The 16,966-nt window shown below is 70.4% G+C and carries 15 protein-coding genes; 11 read left to right on the top strand and 4 right to left on the bottom strand.

The window, feature by feature from the left end; translation table 11 throughout:
• Positions 1–3 precede the first annotated feature (3 nt).
• The 5 genes from AB0L75_RS15615 to mutM all read left to right on the top strand — a co-directional run bounded on the left by AB0L75_RS15615 (position 4) and on the right by mutM (position 3,845).
• Positions 4–1,104: an ATP synthase F0 subunit B gene (locus AB0L75_RS15615; RefSeq protein WP_365181039.1), complete on the top strand. Its 1,101-nt coding sequence runs from the start codon at positions 4–6 to the stop codon at positions 1,102–1,104.
• A 131-nt stretch (positions 1,105–1,235) separates the two neighbouring features.
• Positions 1,236–1,880 carry a DUF177 domain-containing protein gene (locus AB0L75_RS15610; RefSeq protein ID WP_365181037.1) on the top strand — a complete coding sequence of 215 codons (645 nt, stop codon included), beginning with the start codon at positions 1,236–1,238 and terminating at the stop codon, positions 1,878–1,880.
• 2 nt (positions 1,881–1,882) lie between these two features.
• Entirely contained in the window at positions 1,883–2,056 is a 174-nt protein-coding gene (rpmF, locus tag AB0L75_RS15605) for a 50S ribosomal protein L32 (protein ID WP_003951102.1), read from the top strand.
• Positions 2,057–2,075: 19 nt separating this feature from the next.
• Positions 2,076–2,882, top strand: a complete 807-nt coding sequence (rnc, locus tag AB0L75_RS15600; RefSeq protein WP_365181034.1) for a ribonuclease III — start codon at positions 2,076–2,078, stop codon at positions 2,880–2,882.
• Positions 2,883–2,984: 102 nt separating this feature from the next.
• Positions 2,985–3,845 (top strand): bifunctional DNA-formamidopyrimidine glycosylase/DNA-(apurinic or apyrimidinic site) lyase, encoded by an 861-nt coding sequence (gene mutM / locus AB0L75_RS15595; protein WP_365181032.1) that lies wholly within the window; start codon positions 2,985–2,987, stop codon positions 3,843–3,845.
• Here the strand turns inward: mutM and AB0L75_RS15590 are convergent.
• On the bottom strand, positions 3,818–4,225 hold the full coding sequence (locus tag AB0L75_RS15590; RefSeq protein ID WP_365181029.1) for a helix-turn-helix domain-containing protein: 408 nt from the start codon (positions 4,223–4,225) through the stop codon (positions 3,818–3,820). The genes mutM and AB0L75_RS15590 overlap by 28 nt on opposite strands.
• A 114-nt stretch (positions 4,226–4,339) precedes the next feature.
• On the opposite strand from AB0L75_RS15590, the gene AB0L75_RS15585 reads away from it, so the two are divergent.
• Complete coding sequence (locus AB0L75_RS15585; protein ID WP_365181026.1) at positions 4,340–4,933, top strand: flavodoxin family protein; 594 nt, start codon at positions 4,340–4,342, stop codon at positions 4,931–4,933.
• Here AB0L75_RS15585 and AB0L75_RS15580 read toward each other — a convergent pair.
• Entirely contained in the window at positions 4,927–6,216 is a 1,290-nt protein-coding gene (locus AB0L75_RS15580) for a CAP domain-containing protein (RefSeq protein ID WP_365181218.1), read from the bottom strand. The two genes, AB0L75_RS15585 and AB0L75_RS15580, sit on opposite strands and share 7 nt — an antisense overlap.
• Positions 6,217–6,397: 181 nt before the next feature.
• On the opposite strand from AB0L75_RS15580, the gene AB0L75_RS15575 reads away from it, so the two are divergent.
• The 5 genes from AB0L75_RS15575 (at position 6,398) to AB0L75_RS15555 (ending at position 14,255) form a co-directional block, all read left to right on the top strand.
• The gene (locus AB0L75_RS15575) at positions 6,398–6,679 is read left to right on the top strand and encodes an acylphosphatase (RefSeq protein ID WP_365181023.1); all 282 of its coding nucleotides are present in this window, start codon (positions 6,398–6,400) and stop codon (positions 6,677–6,679) included.
• Positions 6,680–7,061: 382 nt separating this feature from the next.
• A complete protein-coding gene (locus AB0L75_RS15570) occupies positions 7,062–7,265 on the top strand; it encodes a hypothetical protein (RefSeq protein WP_023546484.1) in 204 nt (67 codons plus the stop codon).
• A gap of 243 nt (positions 7,266–7,508) precedes the next feature.
• Complete coding sequence (gene smc / locus AB0L75_RS15565; RefSeq protein WP_365181019.1) at positions 7,509–11,150, top strand: chromosome segregation protein SMC; 3,642 nt, start codon at positions 7,509–7,511, stop codon at positions 11,148–11,150.
• A gap of 199 nt (positions 11,151–11,349) precedes the next feature.
• Positions 11,350–12,768: a sugar porter family MFS transporter gene (locus AB0L75_RS15560; RefSeq protein WP_365181016.1), complete on the top strand. Its 1,419-nt coding sequence runs from the start codon at positions 11,350–11,352 to the stop codon at positions 12,766–12,768.
• Between the two features lie 155 nt (positions 12,769–12,923).
• Positions 12,924–14,255, top strand: coding sequence for a penicillin-binding transpeptidase domain-containing protein (locus AB0L75_RS15555; RefSeq protein WP_365181013.1), 1,332 nt, complete (start codon positions 12,924–12,926; stop codon positions 14,253–14,255).
• On the opposite strand, the gene AB0L75_RS15550 is transcribed toward AB0L75_RS15555, so the two are convergent.
• Together AB0L75_RS15550 and AB0L75_RS15545 are read right to left on the bottom strand one after the other, a co-directional pair.
• Complete coding sequence (locus AB0L75_RS15550; RefSeq protein WP_365181010.1) at positions 14,236–15,237, bottom strand: LLM class flavin-dependent oxidoreductase; 1,002 nt, start codon at positions 15,235–15,237, stop codon at positions 14,236–14,238. The two genes, AB0L75_RS15555 and AB0L75_RS15550, sit on opposite strands and share 20 nt — an antisense overlap.
• A 110-nt stretch (positions 15,238–15,347) precedes the next feature.
• On the bottom strand, positions 15,348–16,802 hold the full coding sequence (locus AB0L75_RS15545; protein WP_365181007.1) for a cytosine permease: 1,455 nt from the start codon (positions 16,800–16,802) through the stop codon (positions 15,348–15,350).
• Positions 16,803–16,966 lie beyond the last annotated feature (164 nt).

Raw genomic sequence — 16,966 nt, 5'->3', positions numbered from 1 at the left:
CAGGTGGACGTGCAGAAGAAGCTCGACGAGATCGTCTCCGCGGTCTCAGGCGCCCGATCCATGCCCATGTCGGCGTCCTGCGTGGTCAACCGCGCCGAGCTGCTCGCGATGCTGGAAGAGGTGCGCCAGGCCCTGCCCGGCTCCCTCGCGCAGGCGCAGGAGCTGATCGGCGGCCGTGAGCAGATGGTCGAGCAGGCCCGGCAGGAGGCCGAGCGGATCATCGGGAACGCGCACGCCGAGCGCGGCTCGCTGATCTCCGACACCGAGATCGCCCGCCGCTCGCAGAGCGAGGCCGACCGGATCCTCGCCGAGGCCCGCACGGAGGCCGAGGAGATCCGCGCCGAGGCCGACGACTACGTCGACTCCAAGCTCGCCAACTTCGAGGTCGTCCTCACCAAGACCCTCGGCTCGGTCGGCCGCGGCCGCGAGAAGCTGCTCGGCACCGGCCCCGGCCTGGACGAGAACGGCTACGAGGACGAGGACGCCCCCGAGCGCAGCCACGACCCGGAGACCCTGCGGCACACCGCCGACCAGTACGTCGACGTCAAGCTGGGCGCCTTCGAGGCGGTCCTCGCCAAGACCCTGGAGGCCGTCGGCCGCGGCCGGCAGAAGCTGCACGGCCGGATCGCCACGGACGACCTCGGCGCGCTCGCCGACGACACCACGACCTTCCAGCACTCCAGCGACGCCGACTACCTCGCCGATCTCGCCGCCCTCGCCGACCAGGACACCCCTGCCGAGCGGACGGCTCAGCCCGCCCCGCAGCAGCCGCAGCAGCCGTCGTACGAGCCGCAGCCGGCCTTTGCCTACGACCAGCAGCCGGATCCCTACGGCGGCTTCCCGCAGCAGCCCGCCGCCTACGCCCAGCAGGACCCGTACGGCTACCAGCAGGCCGACCCGTACTCCACCGCCCCTGGCTACGCTCCGGCGGGAGGCGCCCCCTTCCAGGGCTACGACCAGCAGCAGGCCCCCTACGACCCGCAGCAGGTCCAGCAGCAGCCTCAGCCCCAGCAGGGCTACGCCCTCGACGAGACCAGCCTCTTCGACACGAGCATGATCAGCGCGGAGCAGCTGCGGGCGTATGAACAGGGCCGGGGCCTGTAGCCGCGTACCGGATTGGGCCGAGAGCGAAAGGTCCAGTATCCTGGCTCTTCGGTCGCGCCTACGTCCGCGATCTCCGCTGCCCGCAACACCTACGGGCGGCGGCCCTCCGAGTTCGAAGATCGAAAGCAGGAATGGCTTCCAACGCCCGCCTCGACCACCGCAACCCTCTCGTGTTCGACACACACGAGCTGGGCCGGCGGCCTGGCGCGCTGCAGCGCCTGACCCGCACGATCGACGCTCCCGTGGATCTCGGTGTCCAGGGAGTCATCGGAGTGCCGGAAGGCGCCCCGCTGGAGCTCGAACTCCGGCTCGAGTCGGTCATGGAAGGGGTGCTCGTCACAGGCACCGCCCGTGCACAGGCCGAGGGGGAGTGCGTAAGGTGTCTGGAGCCGGTCGAGCTGCGGCTCGAAGCGGACTTCCAGGAGCTGTTCTCGTACCCTGACGCCGACGACCGGGGCCGTGTGATCGCGGAACCGGGCGACGACGCCGAGGACGACGAGGACAGGTTCTTCCTCGAGGACGGACTGTTCGACCTCGAACCTCTGCTGCGCGATGCGGTGGTGCTCGCACTGCCGATGCAGCCGGTGTGCCAGGAAGACTGCCCGGGTCTGTGCTCCGAGTGCGGGGCGCGGCTCGCGGACGACCAGGACCACCATCACGACGCCGTCGACATCCGTTGGGCGGCTTTGCAGGGACTCGCCGGTTCACTCGAAGACGGCGAGAAGGACGAGATGAGCGGCGCCGAAGCGGGCGTCGACGAGAAGCAGGAGAAGTAGCCGTGGCTGTTCCGAAGCGGAAGATGTCGCGCAGCAACACGCGCCACCGCCGGTCGCAGTGGAAGGCTGCGGTCCCCACCCTGGTTGCGTGCGAGCGCTGCCACGAGCCCAAGCAGCAGCACATCGCGTGCCCGTCTTGCGGCACCTACAACAAGCGCCAGGTCCTCGAGGTCTGAGCGGCTGGTGAGAGGCACCGTGTCCACGCCAAAGAAGAACTCAGCGGACAACACGGCCTCGTCCCACACGCTTCTGGAAGGGCGGCTCGGCTATCAGGTCGAGTCCGCCCTTCTGGTGCGCGCGCTGACCCACCGTTCCTACGCATACGAGAACGGCGGTCTGCCGACGAACGAGCGGCTGGAGTTCCTCGGGGACTCCGTGCTCGGCCTCGTCGTGACGGACACGCTGTACCGCACTCACCCCGACCTGCCCGAAGGCCAGCTGGCCAAGTTGCGGGCCGCGGTGGTCAACTCGCGTGCGCTGGCGGAGGTCGGCCGTGGCCTCGACCTGGGCTCCTTCATCCGGCTCGGCCGCGGTGAAGAGGGCACGGGCGGCCGGGACAAGGCGTCCATCCTCGCCGACACCCTGGAAGCGGTGATCGGTGCGGTCTATCTCGATCAGGGCCTCGATTCGGCGTCCGAGCTGGTGCACCGGCTCTTCGACCCGCTCATCGAGAAGTCCTCGAACCTCGGTGCCGGCCTGGACTGGAAGACATCCCTCCAGGAGCTGACCGCGACCGAGGGACTCGGTGTGCCCGAGTACCTCGTCACGGAGACCGGCCCCGACCACGAGAAGACCTTCACTGCTGCTGCCCGCGTCGGAGGCGTCTCGTACGGCACCGGCACCGGCCGCAGCAAGAAGGAGGCGGAGCAGCAGGCCGCCGAGTCCGCCTGGCGGTCCATCAGGGCCGCTGCGGACGAGCGCGCCAAAGCGGCCAAGGAGGCCGACGGGGACGCCAAGGCGCTCGCCGCCAGCGACGGCGACCCGTCCTCCGCTTCCGCCTGACCCACAGCAGTACCGAGCGCCCGCCCCGCCGCCGACGACGGGGCGGGCGCTCGGCTCATCCACCGCTGTGTACGTCGTCCACCGCTCTGTACGGGGGTCCCGATGCCCGAGTTGCCCGAGGTCGAGGTCGTCCGGCGCGGCCTTGCGCGCTGGGTCGCCCATCGCACCGTCGCCGAGGTCGAGGTGCTGCACCCGCGTGCCGTGCGCCGGCACATCGCGGGCGCCGACGACTTCGCGCACCGGCTCAAGGGCCACCACATCGGCACCCCCGGCCGGCGCGGCAAGTACCTGTGGCTGCCGCTGGAGGAGACCGACCAGTCCGTCCTCGCCCACCTCGGCATGAGCGGCCAGCTGCTGGTGCAGCCCCAGGAGACGCCGGACGAGAAGCACCTGCGCATCCGGGTCCGGTTCGCCGACTCCCTCGGCACGGAACTGCGCTTCGTCGACCAGCGCACCTTCGGCGGGCTGTCCTTGCACGACAACACCTCCGACGGCCTGCCGGACGTCATCGCGCACATCGCCCGCGACCCCCTCGATCCGCTGTTCGACGACGAGGCCTTCCACCAGGCGCTGCGCCGCAGGCGGACCACGATCAAGCGGGCTCTGCTGGACCAGTCGCTGATCAGCGGCGTCGGCAACATCTACGCGGACGAGGCGCTGTGGCGCGCCCGCATCCACTACGAGCGCCCGACGGCGAACTTCACCCGCCCCGTCACCACCGGACTCCTCGGCCATGTCCGGGACGTGATGAACGCGGCCCTGGCCGTCGGCGGCACCAGCTTCGACAGCCTGTACGTCAACGTCAACGGCGAGTCGGGCTACTTCGACCGGTCCCTGGACGCGTACGGCCGCGAGGGCCTGCCCTGCAAGCGGTGCGGTACGCCCATGCGCCGGCGCCCCTGGATGAACCGCTCCAGTTACTTCTGCCCCATGTGTCAGAGGGCGCCGCGCGTCTCGTCGTAACGCGCGCGTGCCGTGAGGACGTCGTCCATGGCGCCCTCCACGCAGTGGATGAGCGCGAGCAGCCGCTCGGCCACCCGGCGGCCCAGCGGAGTCAGTTCGTAGTCCACGCGCGGCGGGTTGGTCGGCTGTGCCTCGCGGTGCACCAGGCCGTCGCGCTCCAGCGCGTGCAGCGTCTGGGACAGCATCTTCTCGCTCACCCCGTCGACGCGGCGGCGCAGCTCGTTGAAGCGCAGCGAGCCCTCGTGCAGCGCTCCGAGCGTCAGTCCGCCCCAGCGGCCCGTGACGTGCTCCAGCGTGCCGCGTGACGGGCAGGCCTTGGCGAAGACGTCGTAGGCGAGGTCGTCGTGGTCCTGGGCGGGGGCGCTGATACCGGCACTCATGGGACAAGGGTACGCGCGCGCAGCGCTAACCACCAGGTTGCACTAACCAGAAGTTAGTGCTTTCCTGGGCTCAGTGCTTTTGAGCTGCCCACGCCGTTCGTTCGAGGAGTCTCTGTGACCACCCCTGTCGTTTCCATCGCCTACCACTCCGGCTTCGGCCACACCGCCGTTCTCGCCGAGGCCGTCCGCGCCGGTGCCGCCGGCGCGGGTGCCGAGGTGCACCTGATCAAGGTCGACGAGATCACCGACGAACAGTGGGAGACGCTGGACCGCTCCGACGCGGTCGTCTTCGGCTCGCCCACCTACATGGGCACCGCCTCCGGCGCCTTCCACGTCTTCGCCGAGGCGACCTCCAAGCGCTGGTTCGGCCAGGCCTGGAAGGACAAGCTGGCCGCCGGCTTCACCAACTCGGCCTCCAAGAGCGGCGACAAGCTGCACACCCTGCAGTTCTTCCAGACGCTCGCCGCCCAGCACGGCATGACCTGGGTCAACCTGGGCCTGCTGCCCGGCTGGAACGCGAGCACCGCCTCCGAGAACGACCTCAACCGCCTCGGCTTCTTCACCGGCGCCGCCGCCCAGAGCAACAACGACCAGGGTCCCGAGGGCGTCCACAAGGCCGACATAGCCACGGCCGAGCACCTGGGCCGCCGGATCGCCGAGACGGCGCGGACCTTCGCGCGGGGGCGTGCCGCCGTACCGGCTCAGTAGCCGAAGTCCTGCGTCCACCAGGGCCCGCCCGGGCCGAAGTGGACGCCGACGCCGAGGGTCTTGAAGTCGCAGTTCAGGATGTTGGCCTTGTGGCCAGGGCTGTTCATCCAGGCCTGCATCACGGCCGCCGCGTCGGCCTGGCCGCGGGCGATGTTCTCGCCGCCGAGGTTGGTGATGCCGGCCGCCGCGGCCCGGTCCCACGGCGACTTGCCGTCCGGGTCGGTGTGGTCGAAGAAGCCCCGCGCCGCCATGTCGTCGCTGAACGCCCCGGCCAGCTTGGTCAGCGAGGAGTTCGCCGCCAGCGGGCTGCATCCGACCTTCGCCCGCTCCTGGTTGACGAGCGTGAGCACCTCGGTCTCGGCGGCGTTCACCGCGGACACCGCCGCCGGCTTGGAACTCGCCTTGGGCGCCTTGCCCGCCGTACGCGACGGGGTGTTCTTCGGCTTGGCGGACGGCGTCGGCTGCTCGGCCGCCGTCTTCGACGGGGTGGGCGTCGGGGAGGCCGGCGTCGTCGTCGACGGGGAGGCGGACGGGCTCGGGGACGGCGGGCGCGTGGCGTCCCGGCTGGCGCCGGCGCCGCCCTCGCGGCTGCCCGCGGTGCCGCCTTCCTGGGTGTCCGCGCCGCCCGAGGTGCCGCCCTGCTCGGCGGCGGTGTTGCTCGGCGCGTCCGCGGCCTGCACCCGCTGGCCGCCGCCGGCGTTCGTGTCACCGCCGAGCTTGTAGTTCTGCAGCCCCGGCACCACGCCCGAGGCCACCGCCGCGGTACCGAGGGCGACCGCGGCGGACACCCCGATCAGGCTCGCGCGTACCGGCTTCGAGCCCTTCTTCCGGCGCCGGCGGCCGGGGGAGGGGTCGCCGCCCGACGTGGAGCCGCCGCCCCCGGGACCGCCCGGGCCCCCGCCCGCGTCCGCGAACAGATAGGCGTGGGCCTTTGCGGTCGCATCGGCATAGGCCGGCGGTCGAGGACCGGACGCGCCGCTGTGGGCTTCCGGGTTCAGATACGGCGCGATGCCCCGGGGCGCCTGTTCACGGCGGACGATCTCACCCGTGTACGAGGTCTGGCCCGTATACGAGTTCTGACCGGTGTACGAGTCCTGGCGGGTGTACGAGTCCTGACGGATGTACGAGTTCTGGCCTGTGTGCGAGTCCTGACGGGCGTGCGAGTTCTGGCCCGTGTACGAGTCCTGCGGATCGCCGCTGCCGCCGGTGGAGCGCTGCGTGCCTATGGCCCCCGTGGCGCGGCGCGAGTCGCGGCCGGCGGCGGAGCGTCGGTGGCGTCCCATGTCCTGGCCCTCTTCCTCGTCCTCGCGGTCGGCCGGCGCCTGCGCGGCGAGTGACTCCCTCTGGCCAACCCGACTCACTCGATCGAGTGAGTTTCATATGAGATTCATTGGGTGGGGACGCTACCCCATGCCGCTGCGGGGCGACGTGTCCTGAGCGACATCGGCCGGTTAGGTTGCACCCATGAGCGAGGATGTTCGACTGGTCGCCTGGGTGCGTGGACGCGTCCAAGGTGTGGGTTTTCGCTGGTTCACACGTGCCAAGGCGCTGGAGATCGGCGGCCTGAGTGGTTTTGCTCTCAATTTGGCCGACGGTCGCGTCCAGGTGGTCGCGGAGGGGGCCCGCGAGGGCTGCGAGGGGCTCCTGGACTGGCTCCAGGGCGCCGACACGCCCGGACATGTGGACGGAGTCACCGAGATCTGGGACACACCCCGCGGCGGCTACGACGGCTTCGCCATCCGCTGACCCGATTCTGTAAAAGCGCGCAGGCCGGCGTGCGGCGAGCTGCCGGGGGCACATGCGGAATGCAGAAACGACCTGGTGGTTGCCAAGGACGGCCCGGCATGGCAGGCTCCGCTGGTACAGCTGATCGTCACGCCCTGAGGGCCCGGATGACTTGCAGCGCCGCCGCATTTCCGGCCGCGCGCGCCCGGTCTGCCCGCCAATACAGGGCGTGATCGTGTTGACCGTCAAACTTTTTGGTGAGACGCTGAAAGCCCCGCGCACCTTAGCTGTTTGGCATGAAGCAGCAGCAGAGCAACACCCGGATGTGCCAAGCACCGCGGGTGCGAATCCCTCACGACCCACACCGCATCGGTCGGTCACTCAGTGTGGAGGACCATCCATCATGGCAAAGGCGCTTCTCGGTTACGTCGGCGGCTCCGACCCTCGACTCCTCGCCGAGATGCGACGGCTGCAGCAGCGCGTACAGGACCTGGAATCGGAGCTGGTACGGATCCAGGCGGAGAACGACGCGCTGACGGCTGCCGCCTCTCAGGACAGGATCATGGAGAGCATCGACGCACACCAGGCGGAGCCTGCGCTCACCTGATCACTGCATCGCTCCACGACAGCATCGCAGCGTTCGGGCTGCCGTATCAACCGCTCAGTTGATCGGGCGACCGTAACCCGGTCGTCAGAGTTGCAAGGGACGCTTCGGCGTCCCTTCTTTCTTTGTCCCGCGCATCCTTTCACCCTCTTTAACGTACGGTGTGCCCTGCATGTTCATTGGCGAAACCGCGCGGTTGCGAGGGTTCGTGGAGTGAGATAGCGGGGCCCGGTAGAGTCCAGCGGCGTGCACCTCAAGGCCCTGACCCTGCGCGGGTTCAAGTCGTTCGCCTCGGCGACCACGCTCCGGTTCGAACCGGGCATCACGTGCGTCGTCGGACCGAACGGCTCGGGCAAGTCCAATGTCGTGGACGCGCTCAGCTGGGTCATGGGCGAGCAGGGTGCCAAGTCGCTGCGCGGCGGCAAGATGGAGGACGTCATCTTCGCCGGCACCACCGGCCGCCCCCCGCTGGGCCGCGCCGAGGTGTCCCTGACCATCGACAACTCCGACGGGGCCCTGCCCATCGAGTACGCCGAGGTCACCATCACGCGGATCATGTTCCGCAACGGCGGCAGCGAGTACCAGATCAACGGCGACACCTGCCGTCTCCTCGACATCCAGGAACTCCTGTCCGACTCCGGCATCGGCCGCGAGATGCACGTCATCGTCGGCCAGGGCCAGCTCGACTCCGTCCTGCACGCCGACCCGATGGGGCGCCGCGCCTTCATCGAGGAGGCCGCGGGTGTCCTCAAGCACCGCAAGCGCAAGGAAAAGGCCCTGCGGAAGCTGGACGCGATGCAGGCCAACCTCGCGCGCGTGCAGGACCTCACCGACGAACTGCGCCGCCAGCTCAAGCCGCTCGGCCGGCAGGCGGCGGTGGCCCGCAGAGCCGCCGTCATCCAGGCGGACCTCCGCGACGCCCGACTGCGCCTGCTCGCCGACGACCTCGTACGCCTGCGTGAGGCCCTCAAGGCCGAGGTCGCCGACGAGGCGGCCCTGAAGGAACGCAAGGAGACCGCCGAACAGGAACTGAAGAAGGCCCTCCAGCGCGAGGCCCTGCTGGAGGACGAGGTACGGCAGCTCACCCCCCGCCTCCAGCGCGCCCAGCAGACCTGGTACGAGCTGTCCCAGCTGGCCGAACGCGTCCGCGGCACCGTCTCGCTCGCCGACGCCCGGGTGAAGAGCGCCACCTCCGCACCCCCCGACGAACGCCGCGGCCGCGACCCCGAGGACCTGGAGCGCGAGGCCGCCCGCGTCCGCGAGCAGGAGGCCGAGCTGGAGGCGGCCCTGGAAGCGGCTCAGCACGCCCTCGACGACACCGTCGGCCACCGCGCCGAACTGGAGCGGGAGCTGGCCGTCGAGGAACGCCGCCTCAAGGACGTCGCCCGTGCCATCGCCGACCGCCGCGAAGGCCTGGCCCGGCTGAACGGGCAGGTCAACGCGGCCCGCTCGCGCGCGGCCTCCGCCCAGGCCGAGATCGACCGCCTGGCCACGGCCCGCGACGAGGCACAGGAACGTGCCACCCGGGCCCAGGAGGAGTACGAGACGCTCAAGGCCGAGGTCGACGGCCTCGACGCGGACGACGCGGATCTGGCCGAGCGGCACGACGCGGCCAAGCGGCAGCTGGCGGAGGCCGAGGCGGCACTGAGCACGGCCCGCGAGGCGCTCACCGCGGCCGAACGCGGCCGCGCCGCGACCCAGGCCCGCCACGAGGCCCTGGCCCTGGGCCTCAGACGGAAGGACGGCACCGGGATACTGCTCGGCGCCCGGGACCGGCTCACCGGCATCCTCGGCCCGGCGGCGGAACTCCTGACGGTCACCCCGGGTTACGAGATCCCGCTGGCCGCCGCTTTCGGCGCGGCGGCGGACGCGATCGCCGTATCGACTCCCGCGGCGGCGGCCGAGGCGATCCGCATGCTCCGCAAACAGGACGGAGGCAGGGCGGCACTGTTGCTGGCAGGCGATGCGCCCGGCGGGGGCGCGGGGCAGCATCAAGATGCGGCTCCGCCGCGGGGCGCGACCAGCCACGACGAAGCCGCCGGACCGACCGCCCCCGCCCTCCACGCGGAGCGCACGGCACCTCCCGGTGGGCGGCTCGCCGCAGACTTGGTCCGCGGCCCCGCCGACCTCATGCCCGCCGTCCGAAGCCTCCTGCAAGCAACCGTGGTCGTCGACACCCTGGAGGACGCCGAGGACCTGGTCTACGCGCACCCGGAACTGACGGCCGTGACCGTCGAAGGCGATCTGCTCGGCGCCCACTTCGCGCACGGCGGCTCCGCCGGGGCGCCGAGCCTGCTGGAGGTGCAGGCCTCCGTCGACGAGGCCGCGGCCGAGCTGGCCGAGCTGGCGGTGCGCTGCGAGGAGCTGGCCGAGGCACAGCACACGGCGGCCGAGCGCCGCAGGCAGGCCGCCGCCCTGGTGGAGGAACTGGGAGAGCGGCGCCGGGCCGCCGACCGGGAGAAGTCGGCCGTCGCCCAGCAGCTGGGGCGGCTCGCCGGACAGGCGCGGGGCGCCGCCGGGGAGGCCGAGCGGTCGGCCGCGGCGGCGGCACGTGCGCAGGAGGCGCTGGACAAGGCCGTGGAGGAGGCCGAGGAGCTGGCCGAGCGGCTGGCGGTGGCCGAGGAGATGCCGGTCGAGGAGGAGCCGGACACCTCCGTGCGCGACCGGCTCGCCGCCGACGGGGCCAACGCCCGGCAGACAGAGATGGAGGCCCGGCTCCAGGTCCGTACGCACGAGGAGCGGGTCAAGGGGCTCGCCGGGCGGGCCGATTCGCTCGACCGGGCCGCCCGCGCGGAACGCGAGGCACGCGCGCGTGCCGAGCAGCGCCGCGCCCGGCTGCGGCACGAGGCGGCCGTCGCCGGGGCCGTCGCCTCAGGCGCCCGGCAGCTGCTCGCGCACATCGAGGTGTCCCTCGTCCGCGCCGAGCAGGAACGCTCCGCCGCCGAGGCCGCCAAGGCCCGGCGTGAGCAGGAGCTGACCGCCGCGCGCACCACCGGCCGCGAACTGAAGTCGGAACTGGACAAGTTGACGGATTCGGTGCACCGGGGCGAGGTACTCGGCGCCGAGAAGCGGCTGCGCATCGAGCAGCTGGAGACCAGGGCGCTGGAGGAGCTGGGTGTCGAACCGGCGGGGCTGGTGGCGGAGTACGGGCCGCACCAGCCCGTGCCGCCCTCGCTCCCCGCCGAGGGCGAGGTACTGCCCGAGGACCCCGAGCACCCGCGCAACCAGCCAAGGCCCTTCCACCGGGCCGAGCAGGAGCGTCGGCTCAAGGCCGCCGAGCGGGCGTACCAGCAGCTGGGCAAGGTCAACCCGCTGGCGCTGGAGGAGTTCGCGGCGCTGGAGGAGCGGCACAAGTTCCTCAGCGAGCAGCTGGAGGACCTGAAGAAGACCCGCGCCGACCTGCTCCAGGTGGTGAAGGAGGTCGACGAGCGTGTCGAGCAGGTGTTCACGGAGGCCTACCGGGACACCGCCCGCGAGTTCGAGGGCGTCTTCAGCCGGCTCTTCCCGGGCGGCGAGGGGCGGCTCGTGCTCACCGACCCCGACAACATGCTCACCACGGGTGTGGACGTGGAGGCGCGTCCGCCGGGCAAGAAGGTCAAGCGGCTCTCCCTGCTCTCCGGCGGCGAGCGCTCGCTGACGGCCGTCGCGCTGCTGGTGTCGATCTTCAAGGCCCGGCCGAGCCCGTTCTACGTCATGGACGAGGTCGAGGCGGCCCTGGACGACACCAACCTCCAGCGGCTGATCCGGATCATGCAGGAGCTGCAGGAGGCCTCGCAGCTGATCGTGATCACGCACCAGAAGCGCACGATGGAGGTCGCCGACGCGCTGTACGGCGTGTCCATGCAGGGCGACGGCGTGTCCAAGGTCATCTCGCAGCGCCTCCGTTAGCGCAGCTATTCAAGATCAACTCACTCTGTGTTCAAGAAGTGAACATAGAGCCCTCGGGTATATCGAAAAACTCACACACGTTGAACTATTGACTTCGAAACTTGAAGGCATAGTCTCTGCAACGTTGCTTTTACCTTCAGGTCTCACCTGTAAGGGCTCAACCCCACCGGCAGCGTTGCCGTGGCCCGAGGAGATACACGTGACCAGCACAGCGCAGGCACCTCAGTCAGGAGCCAGGACGGCTCATCCCGAGCATCTCGGGCACGTCATCTTCATCGCGGCGGCTGCCGCCATGGGTGGTTTCCTCTTCGGTTACGACAGCTCCGTGATCAACGGCGCCGTCGAGGCCATCCGCAGCAAGTACGACATCGGTTCCGCCGCCCTCGCCCAGGTCATCGCGATCGCCCTGATCGGCTGCGCCGTCGGCGCCGCGACGGCCGGCCGCATAGCCGACCGCATCGGCCGTATCCGCTGCATGCAGATCGCCGCCGTCCTCTTCACCATCAGCGCCGTCGGCTCCGCGCTGCCCTTCGCGCTGTGGGACCTGGCCTTCTGGCGCGTCATCGGCGGCTTCGCCATCGGCATGGCCTCCGTCATCGGCCCGGCCTACATCGCCGAGGTCGCCCCGCCCGCCTACCGCGGCCGGCTCGGCTCCTTCCAGCAGGCTGCGATCGTCGTCGGCATCGCCATCTCCCAGCTGGTCAACTGGGGCCTGCTCAACGCCGCCGGCGGCAACCAGCGCGGCCACCTGATGGGCCTGGAGGCCTGGCAGGTCATGCTCGGCGTCATGGTCGTCCCGGCCGTCCTCTACGGCCTGCTCTCCTTCGCGATCCCCGAGTCCCCGCGCTTCCTGCTCTCCGTCGGCAAGCGTGAGCGCGCCCGCGAGATCCTCGCCGAGGTCGAGGGCGAGAGCACCGACCTGGACGCCCGCGTCGCCGAGATCGAGCACGCGATGAAGAGCGAGCACAAGTCCGCCTTCAAGGACCTGCTCGGCGGCTCCTTCTTCTTCAAGCCGATCGTCTGGATCGGTATCGGCCTGTCGGTCTTCCAGCAGTTCGTCGGCATCAACGTCGCGTTCTACTACTCCTCGACGCTATGGCAGTCGGTCGGCGTCGACCCGACGGACTCGTTCTTCTACTCCTTCACGACGTCGATCATCAACATCATCGGCACCGTGATCGCGATGATCTTCGTGGACCGCGTCGGCCGCAGGCCGCTCGCCCTCATCGGCTCGGTCGGCATGGCCGTCGGTCTCGCGCTGGAGGCCTGGGCGTTCAGCGCCCACCTGGTCGACGGCAAGCTGCCCACCGCCCAGGGCTGGACCGCCCTGATCGCCGCGCACATCTTCGTCCTCTTCTTCGCCCTGTCCTGGGGCGTGGTGGTCTGGGTCTTCCTCGGCGAGATGTTCCCGAACAAGATCCGCGCCGCCGCCCTGGGCGTGGCCGCCTCCGCGCAGTGGATCGCCAACTGGGCCATCACCGCGAGCTTCCCGTCGCTCGCCGACTGGAACCTGTCCGGCACGTACATCATCTACACCGTCTTCGCGGCGCTCTCCATCCCGTTCGTCCTGAAGTTCGTCAAGGAGACGAAGGGCAAGTCGCTGGAGGAGATGGGCTGATCCGCACGGAGAGCCCTCCAGGACCGAGGAGAAGGGGCCAAGTCCCCGCTGCCCCTCTCCTCGTATCACCCGCCGCCCCCGCCCCGGCCACTGCCCGGAGCGGGGGCGGCGGATTTCCACTCGACCCGACGGCCACCCCTTCTAGGGTGTCCGTCATGTACACGGAGATCAAAAGGACCGTACTGGTCTCGGGACTTCTGGTCGCGCTCGCGGCGTCCGCGACGGCGTGCGGCGGCCACGCGGGCGGGGGCGGCGCGGACAAGAAGCCCGACGGTACGGCGACTTGGCGACTGTCGTCGAGCCACGGGCTGGGCAACATCATCGTCGGCGGGGAGCCCGTGACGGGATCGAAGCCCTCGGGCATCGACAAGGTCCCCTACCAGCGCACCTATACGGACGGCGCGCTCTACGCCCCGGTCACGGGTTACCGGTCCATGGCGTTCTACCGGTCCGGGCTGGAGGCCATCTACGACGACGTCCTGACCGCCGGGGTGAAGTCCGGCGGCGCCTCGGGTGACGTCCTCACGACCATCCAACCTGGCGCCCAGAAAGCCGCGTTCGACGCCCTCGGTGGCCGGCCTGGAGCCGCCGTCGCCCTCGACGCGCGCACCGGAAGGCTGCTCGCCCTGGTGAGCACACCGTCCTACGACCCGGGGAGCTTCAGCGGCAACACCCTCGGGGATGAGACGGCCTGGAAGGCCCTGATCAGGCACAAGCCCGACCCCATGCTCAACCGCGCCCTGCGCCTGGCCCCCGCACCCGGCGCGACGTTCCACGTCGTGGTCGCCGCCGCCGCTCTGGAACGGGGTTTGTACGCGAGCGTCGACGACACCACGAAAACCCCCCTGTCGTACGCCCTGCCCGGCACCGCGGACACCGTGGCCGGTGACTCCCCGCGGTGCGCGAACGCCTCCATCCGTACGGCCCTCCGGTACTCCTGCGCCAACGTCTTCGCCAAGATGGCCGTCGATGTGGGCCAGTCCGCGCTCCGCTCGACGGCCGAGGAACTCGGCTTCAACGACGAGAAGGTGCTGACCCCCGTCCGAGCCTACGAGAGCGCCTATCCCACCCAGACGCTTCCGGCCGAGCAGCTGGCCCGGACGGGCAACGGGGGCGGAGACGTCGTGGCCACCCCGCTGGAGATGGCGCGGATCATGGCGTCGATGGCCGATGGCGGCCGCCTCGTGGCCCCGCGGCTGGTGGACCAGGTGGTGAAGGCGGACGGCAGCACCGAGAGGCCGACGGTACCGGTTGGCCGGACCGGGCAGGCCGTCTCCCGTCACACCGCGGAGCAACTGCGGTCCGCCCTGACGACCGCGGTGGTCCGGGGCGAAGACTCCCATGGATCCTGGTTCATCACATGCACGCCGCAGGCCGACGGCCGGACCGTCAGCGTCGTTGTATACGTGGCACGCCAGGCGTCCGACGGGGACAGCGCCCAGGCAGCGGAACAGGTCGCCGGGCGGATCACCGCGGCACTGTCCTGACCGCGTCCGGGAGTTGGCCGAGCGCCGGCACCACCCGCTCCGCGAACAGCCTGAGGCTGCGCCGGCCCTCCTCCACCGGCATCCCGCCCGCCAGCGGATGCAGGACGAGACTGTCCAGGCCCTGCGCCACACACTGCTCCGGTGTGAGGATCCGGTACACGCCCTCCGCGCGCAGCTCGTCCACCGTCGTGGCCGCGGACTTCACGGCCGAGCGGATCTGCCCCGACTGCCAGGAGGCGTACGTCCGTGCCTCGTGCAGGAAGTGCTCGCCGTACACGGCCCACGCCCGGTCCGGGTCCTCGGCAATGTGCAGCAGCGGGGTCTCGGCGGCGGGCATCATCGTCCAGCCCTCGGTGCCGTACTCGGTGAGCCGCTCCTTGTAGTACGCCTCCAGTTCCGGCAGATGCGCGCTCGGGAAGAACGGCAGACCCAGCCGGGCGGCCCGGCGGGCTGCGGCCCTGGAGGAGCCGCCGACCAGGAGGAGCGGGTGCGGGGTGGTGAACGGGCGCGGGGTGAGCCGTACGGTACGGCCCCGGTATGTGAACTCCTCGCCGGTCCACGCCTTCAGCAGGGTCTCCAGCAGCTCGTCCTGGAGCCGGCCCCGGCGCTTCCAGTCGACGTCGAACAGGGCGTACTCCTCGGGCCGGTAGCCGATCCCGGCCACCGTCACCAGGCGCCCGCCGCTGAGCAGATCCAGTACGGCGATCTCCTCGGCCAGGCGGAGAGGGTCGTGCAGGGGCCCGATCACCGCCGACATCGTCACGGCGATGTTCCGGGTCGCCCCGAACACCGCGCCCGCGAAGGCGAACGGCGACGGCAGCCAGTTGTTCTCGGCGCCGTGATGCTCCTCGGTCTGCACGGTGCTGATCCCGTGCTCGTCCGCGTACGCGGCCATCTCCAGGGCGGCCCGGTAGCGGGCGGAGAGGGCGGCGGGCGAGGCGCCGGGAGCGACGAGATTGAAACGGACGACCGTGACGGGCATGAGGAGTCCCCCTCCGGTGCGATGCGGTGGAGGGGGACGGTAGCTGACGTGGCGTCAGATGGCTATGGGAAGCCGGGGGCCGGGATCGCGGGACGACCGCGGCGGCCGCCTCAGGCGTCGACGGTCGCGCGCTCCTCGGCCGGCTCGGTGGCCGGCTCGGCCGGGTGGGTCACCGGCGGCTTCGGCAGGGCCAGGTACAGCAGGCCCGAGATCACGATCGTGGCGACCCAGCCGAGGCCGTACTCGCCGATGACGTTGTTCTTCGCGAGCGGGCCGGTGAACCAGTCCGAGGTCGTGAACATCAGGCCCGAGACCAGGCCGATCGCCCAGGCGGCCACGGCCGCGGGGGAGAAGCCGCCCTTGTACCAGTAGGCGCTGGTGCGGGTGGTGTCGGTCATGGCCTCGCCGTCGTACTCGGTGCGGCGCAGCATGTCGGCGCCGAAGACACCGACCCAGGCGGAGAAGGCGACCGCCAGCAGCGACAGGAAGGCGATGAACGAGCCCATGAAGCTCGTCGCCACCAGCATCAGCACCCCGCCGAAGATCAGCGAGATCACGGCGTTCACCGAGACCGCCCAGTGCCGCGGCACCTTGAAGCCGAGGGTCTGCGCGGTGAAGCCCGCCGAGTACATCGACATCGAGTTGATCAGCAGCATGCCGATCAGCGCGATGAACAGGTACGGCACCGCGATCCACGTCGGCAGGATCTCGCCGAGGAAGGACACCGGGTCGGTGGCCGACGCCAGGTCCGGCGTGGACACCGCCATCACCGCGCCCATCAGGACCATGGGCAGCACGACCACACCGGCGCCGCCGACCGCCGTGCCCACGATCGCCTTCGAGGACGCCGTACGCGGCAGATAGCGGGTGAAGTCCGGCGCGGACGGGATCCAGCTGACCCCGCCGGCCGCGATCATGCCGACACCGGTGATCACCGCGGCCGTCGAACCGCCGCCATGGTGCATCACCTTCGACCAGTCCGTGTTCACGGCCAGGTACGCCAGCACCAGCACCGAGAACAGGCCGAAGAAATAGGTCGCGTATTTGTTGCACTTCTGCACGGCGTTGATGCCGAGCCCGGAGATCGCGAAGGTCGCGACCACGAACACCAGCAGCATCACCATGTCGAGCACGCTGTTCGCCTTGAGCCCGAACAGGATGTCCACGATGGTGAGCATCGCGTAGGCGCCGGTGACCGCGTTGATCGTCTCCCAGCCCCAGCGCGCGACCCAGATCAGCGCGCCGGGCAGCAGATTGCCGCGCTGGCCGAAGACCGCGCGCGAGAGCGCCATGCCGGGCGCGCCACCGCGCTTGCCGGCGATGCCGATCAGCCCGACCAGGCCGTACGACACGATCGGCGCGGCCACCGCGACGACGAGCGCCTGCCAGATGTTCAGGTGGTACGCCACGACGAGGCTCGCGCCCATCGTCAGCAGCAGCACGCTGATGTTGGCGCCGACCCAGGTCGGGAACAGCTCACGGGTCTTCGCGGTGCGCTCGTGATCCGGGACCTGCTCGATGCCTCGGGTCTCGAGAGCGCCTTCGGTCTCGACGGTTTTGGTCATGAAGAAATGGCCAGACGTGGGGGGACAGTAGACGATCGGGACTCTACGCGCGTCGACAGAGTCGCGACCATCGTACTTTGCTCCGACTCCCTGCATTAAGCGGCCTTTGTCTCTCAGAGGAAGCCACAAAATGACTCCCCTCGTCACCCATGGCTGATACTGGA

This window comes from Streptomyces sp. NPDC052101 (assembly GCF_040680235.1).
In the GTDB taxonomy this organism is placed as follows: Bacteria; Actinomycetota; Actinomycetes; order Streptomycetales; family Streptomycetaceae; genus Streptomyces.
Note: the sequence above shows the minus strand (reverse complement) of the source record. Positions and strands in the feature narration are given on the sequence as shown.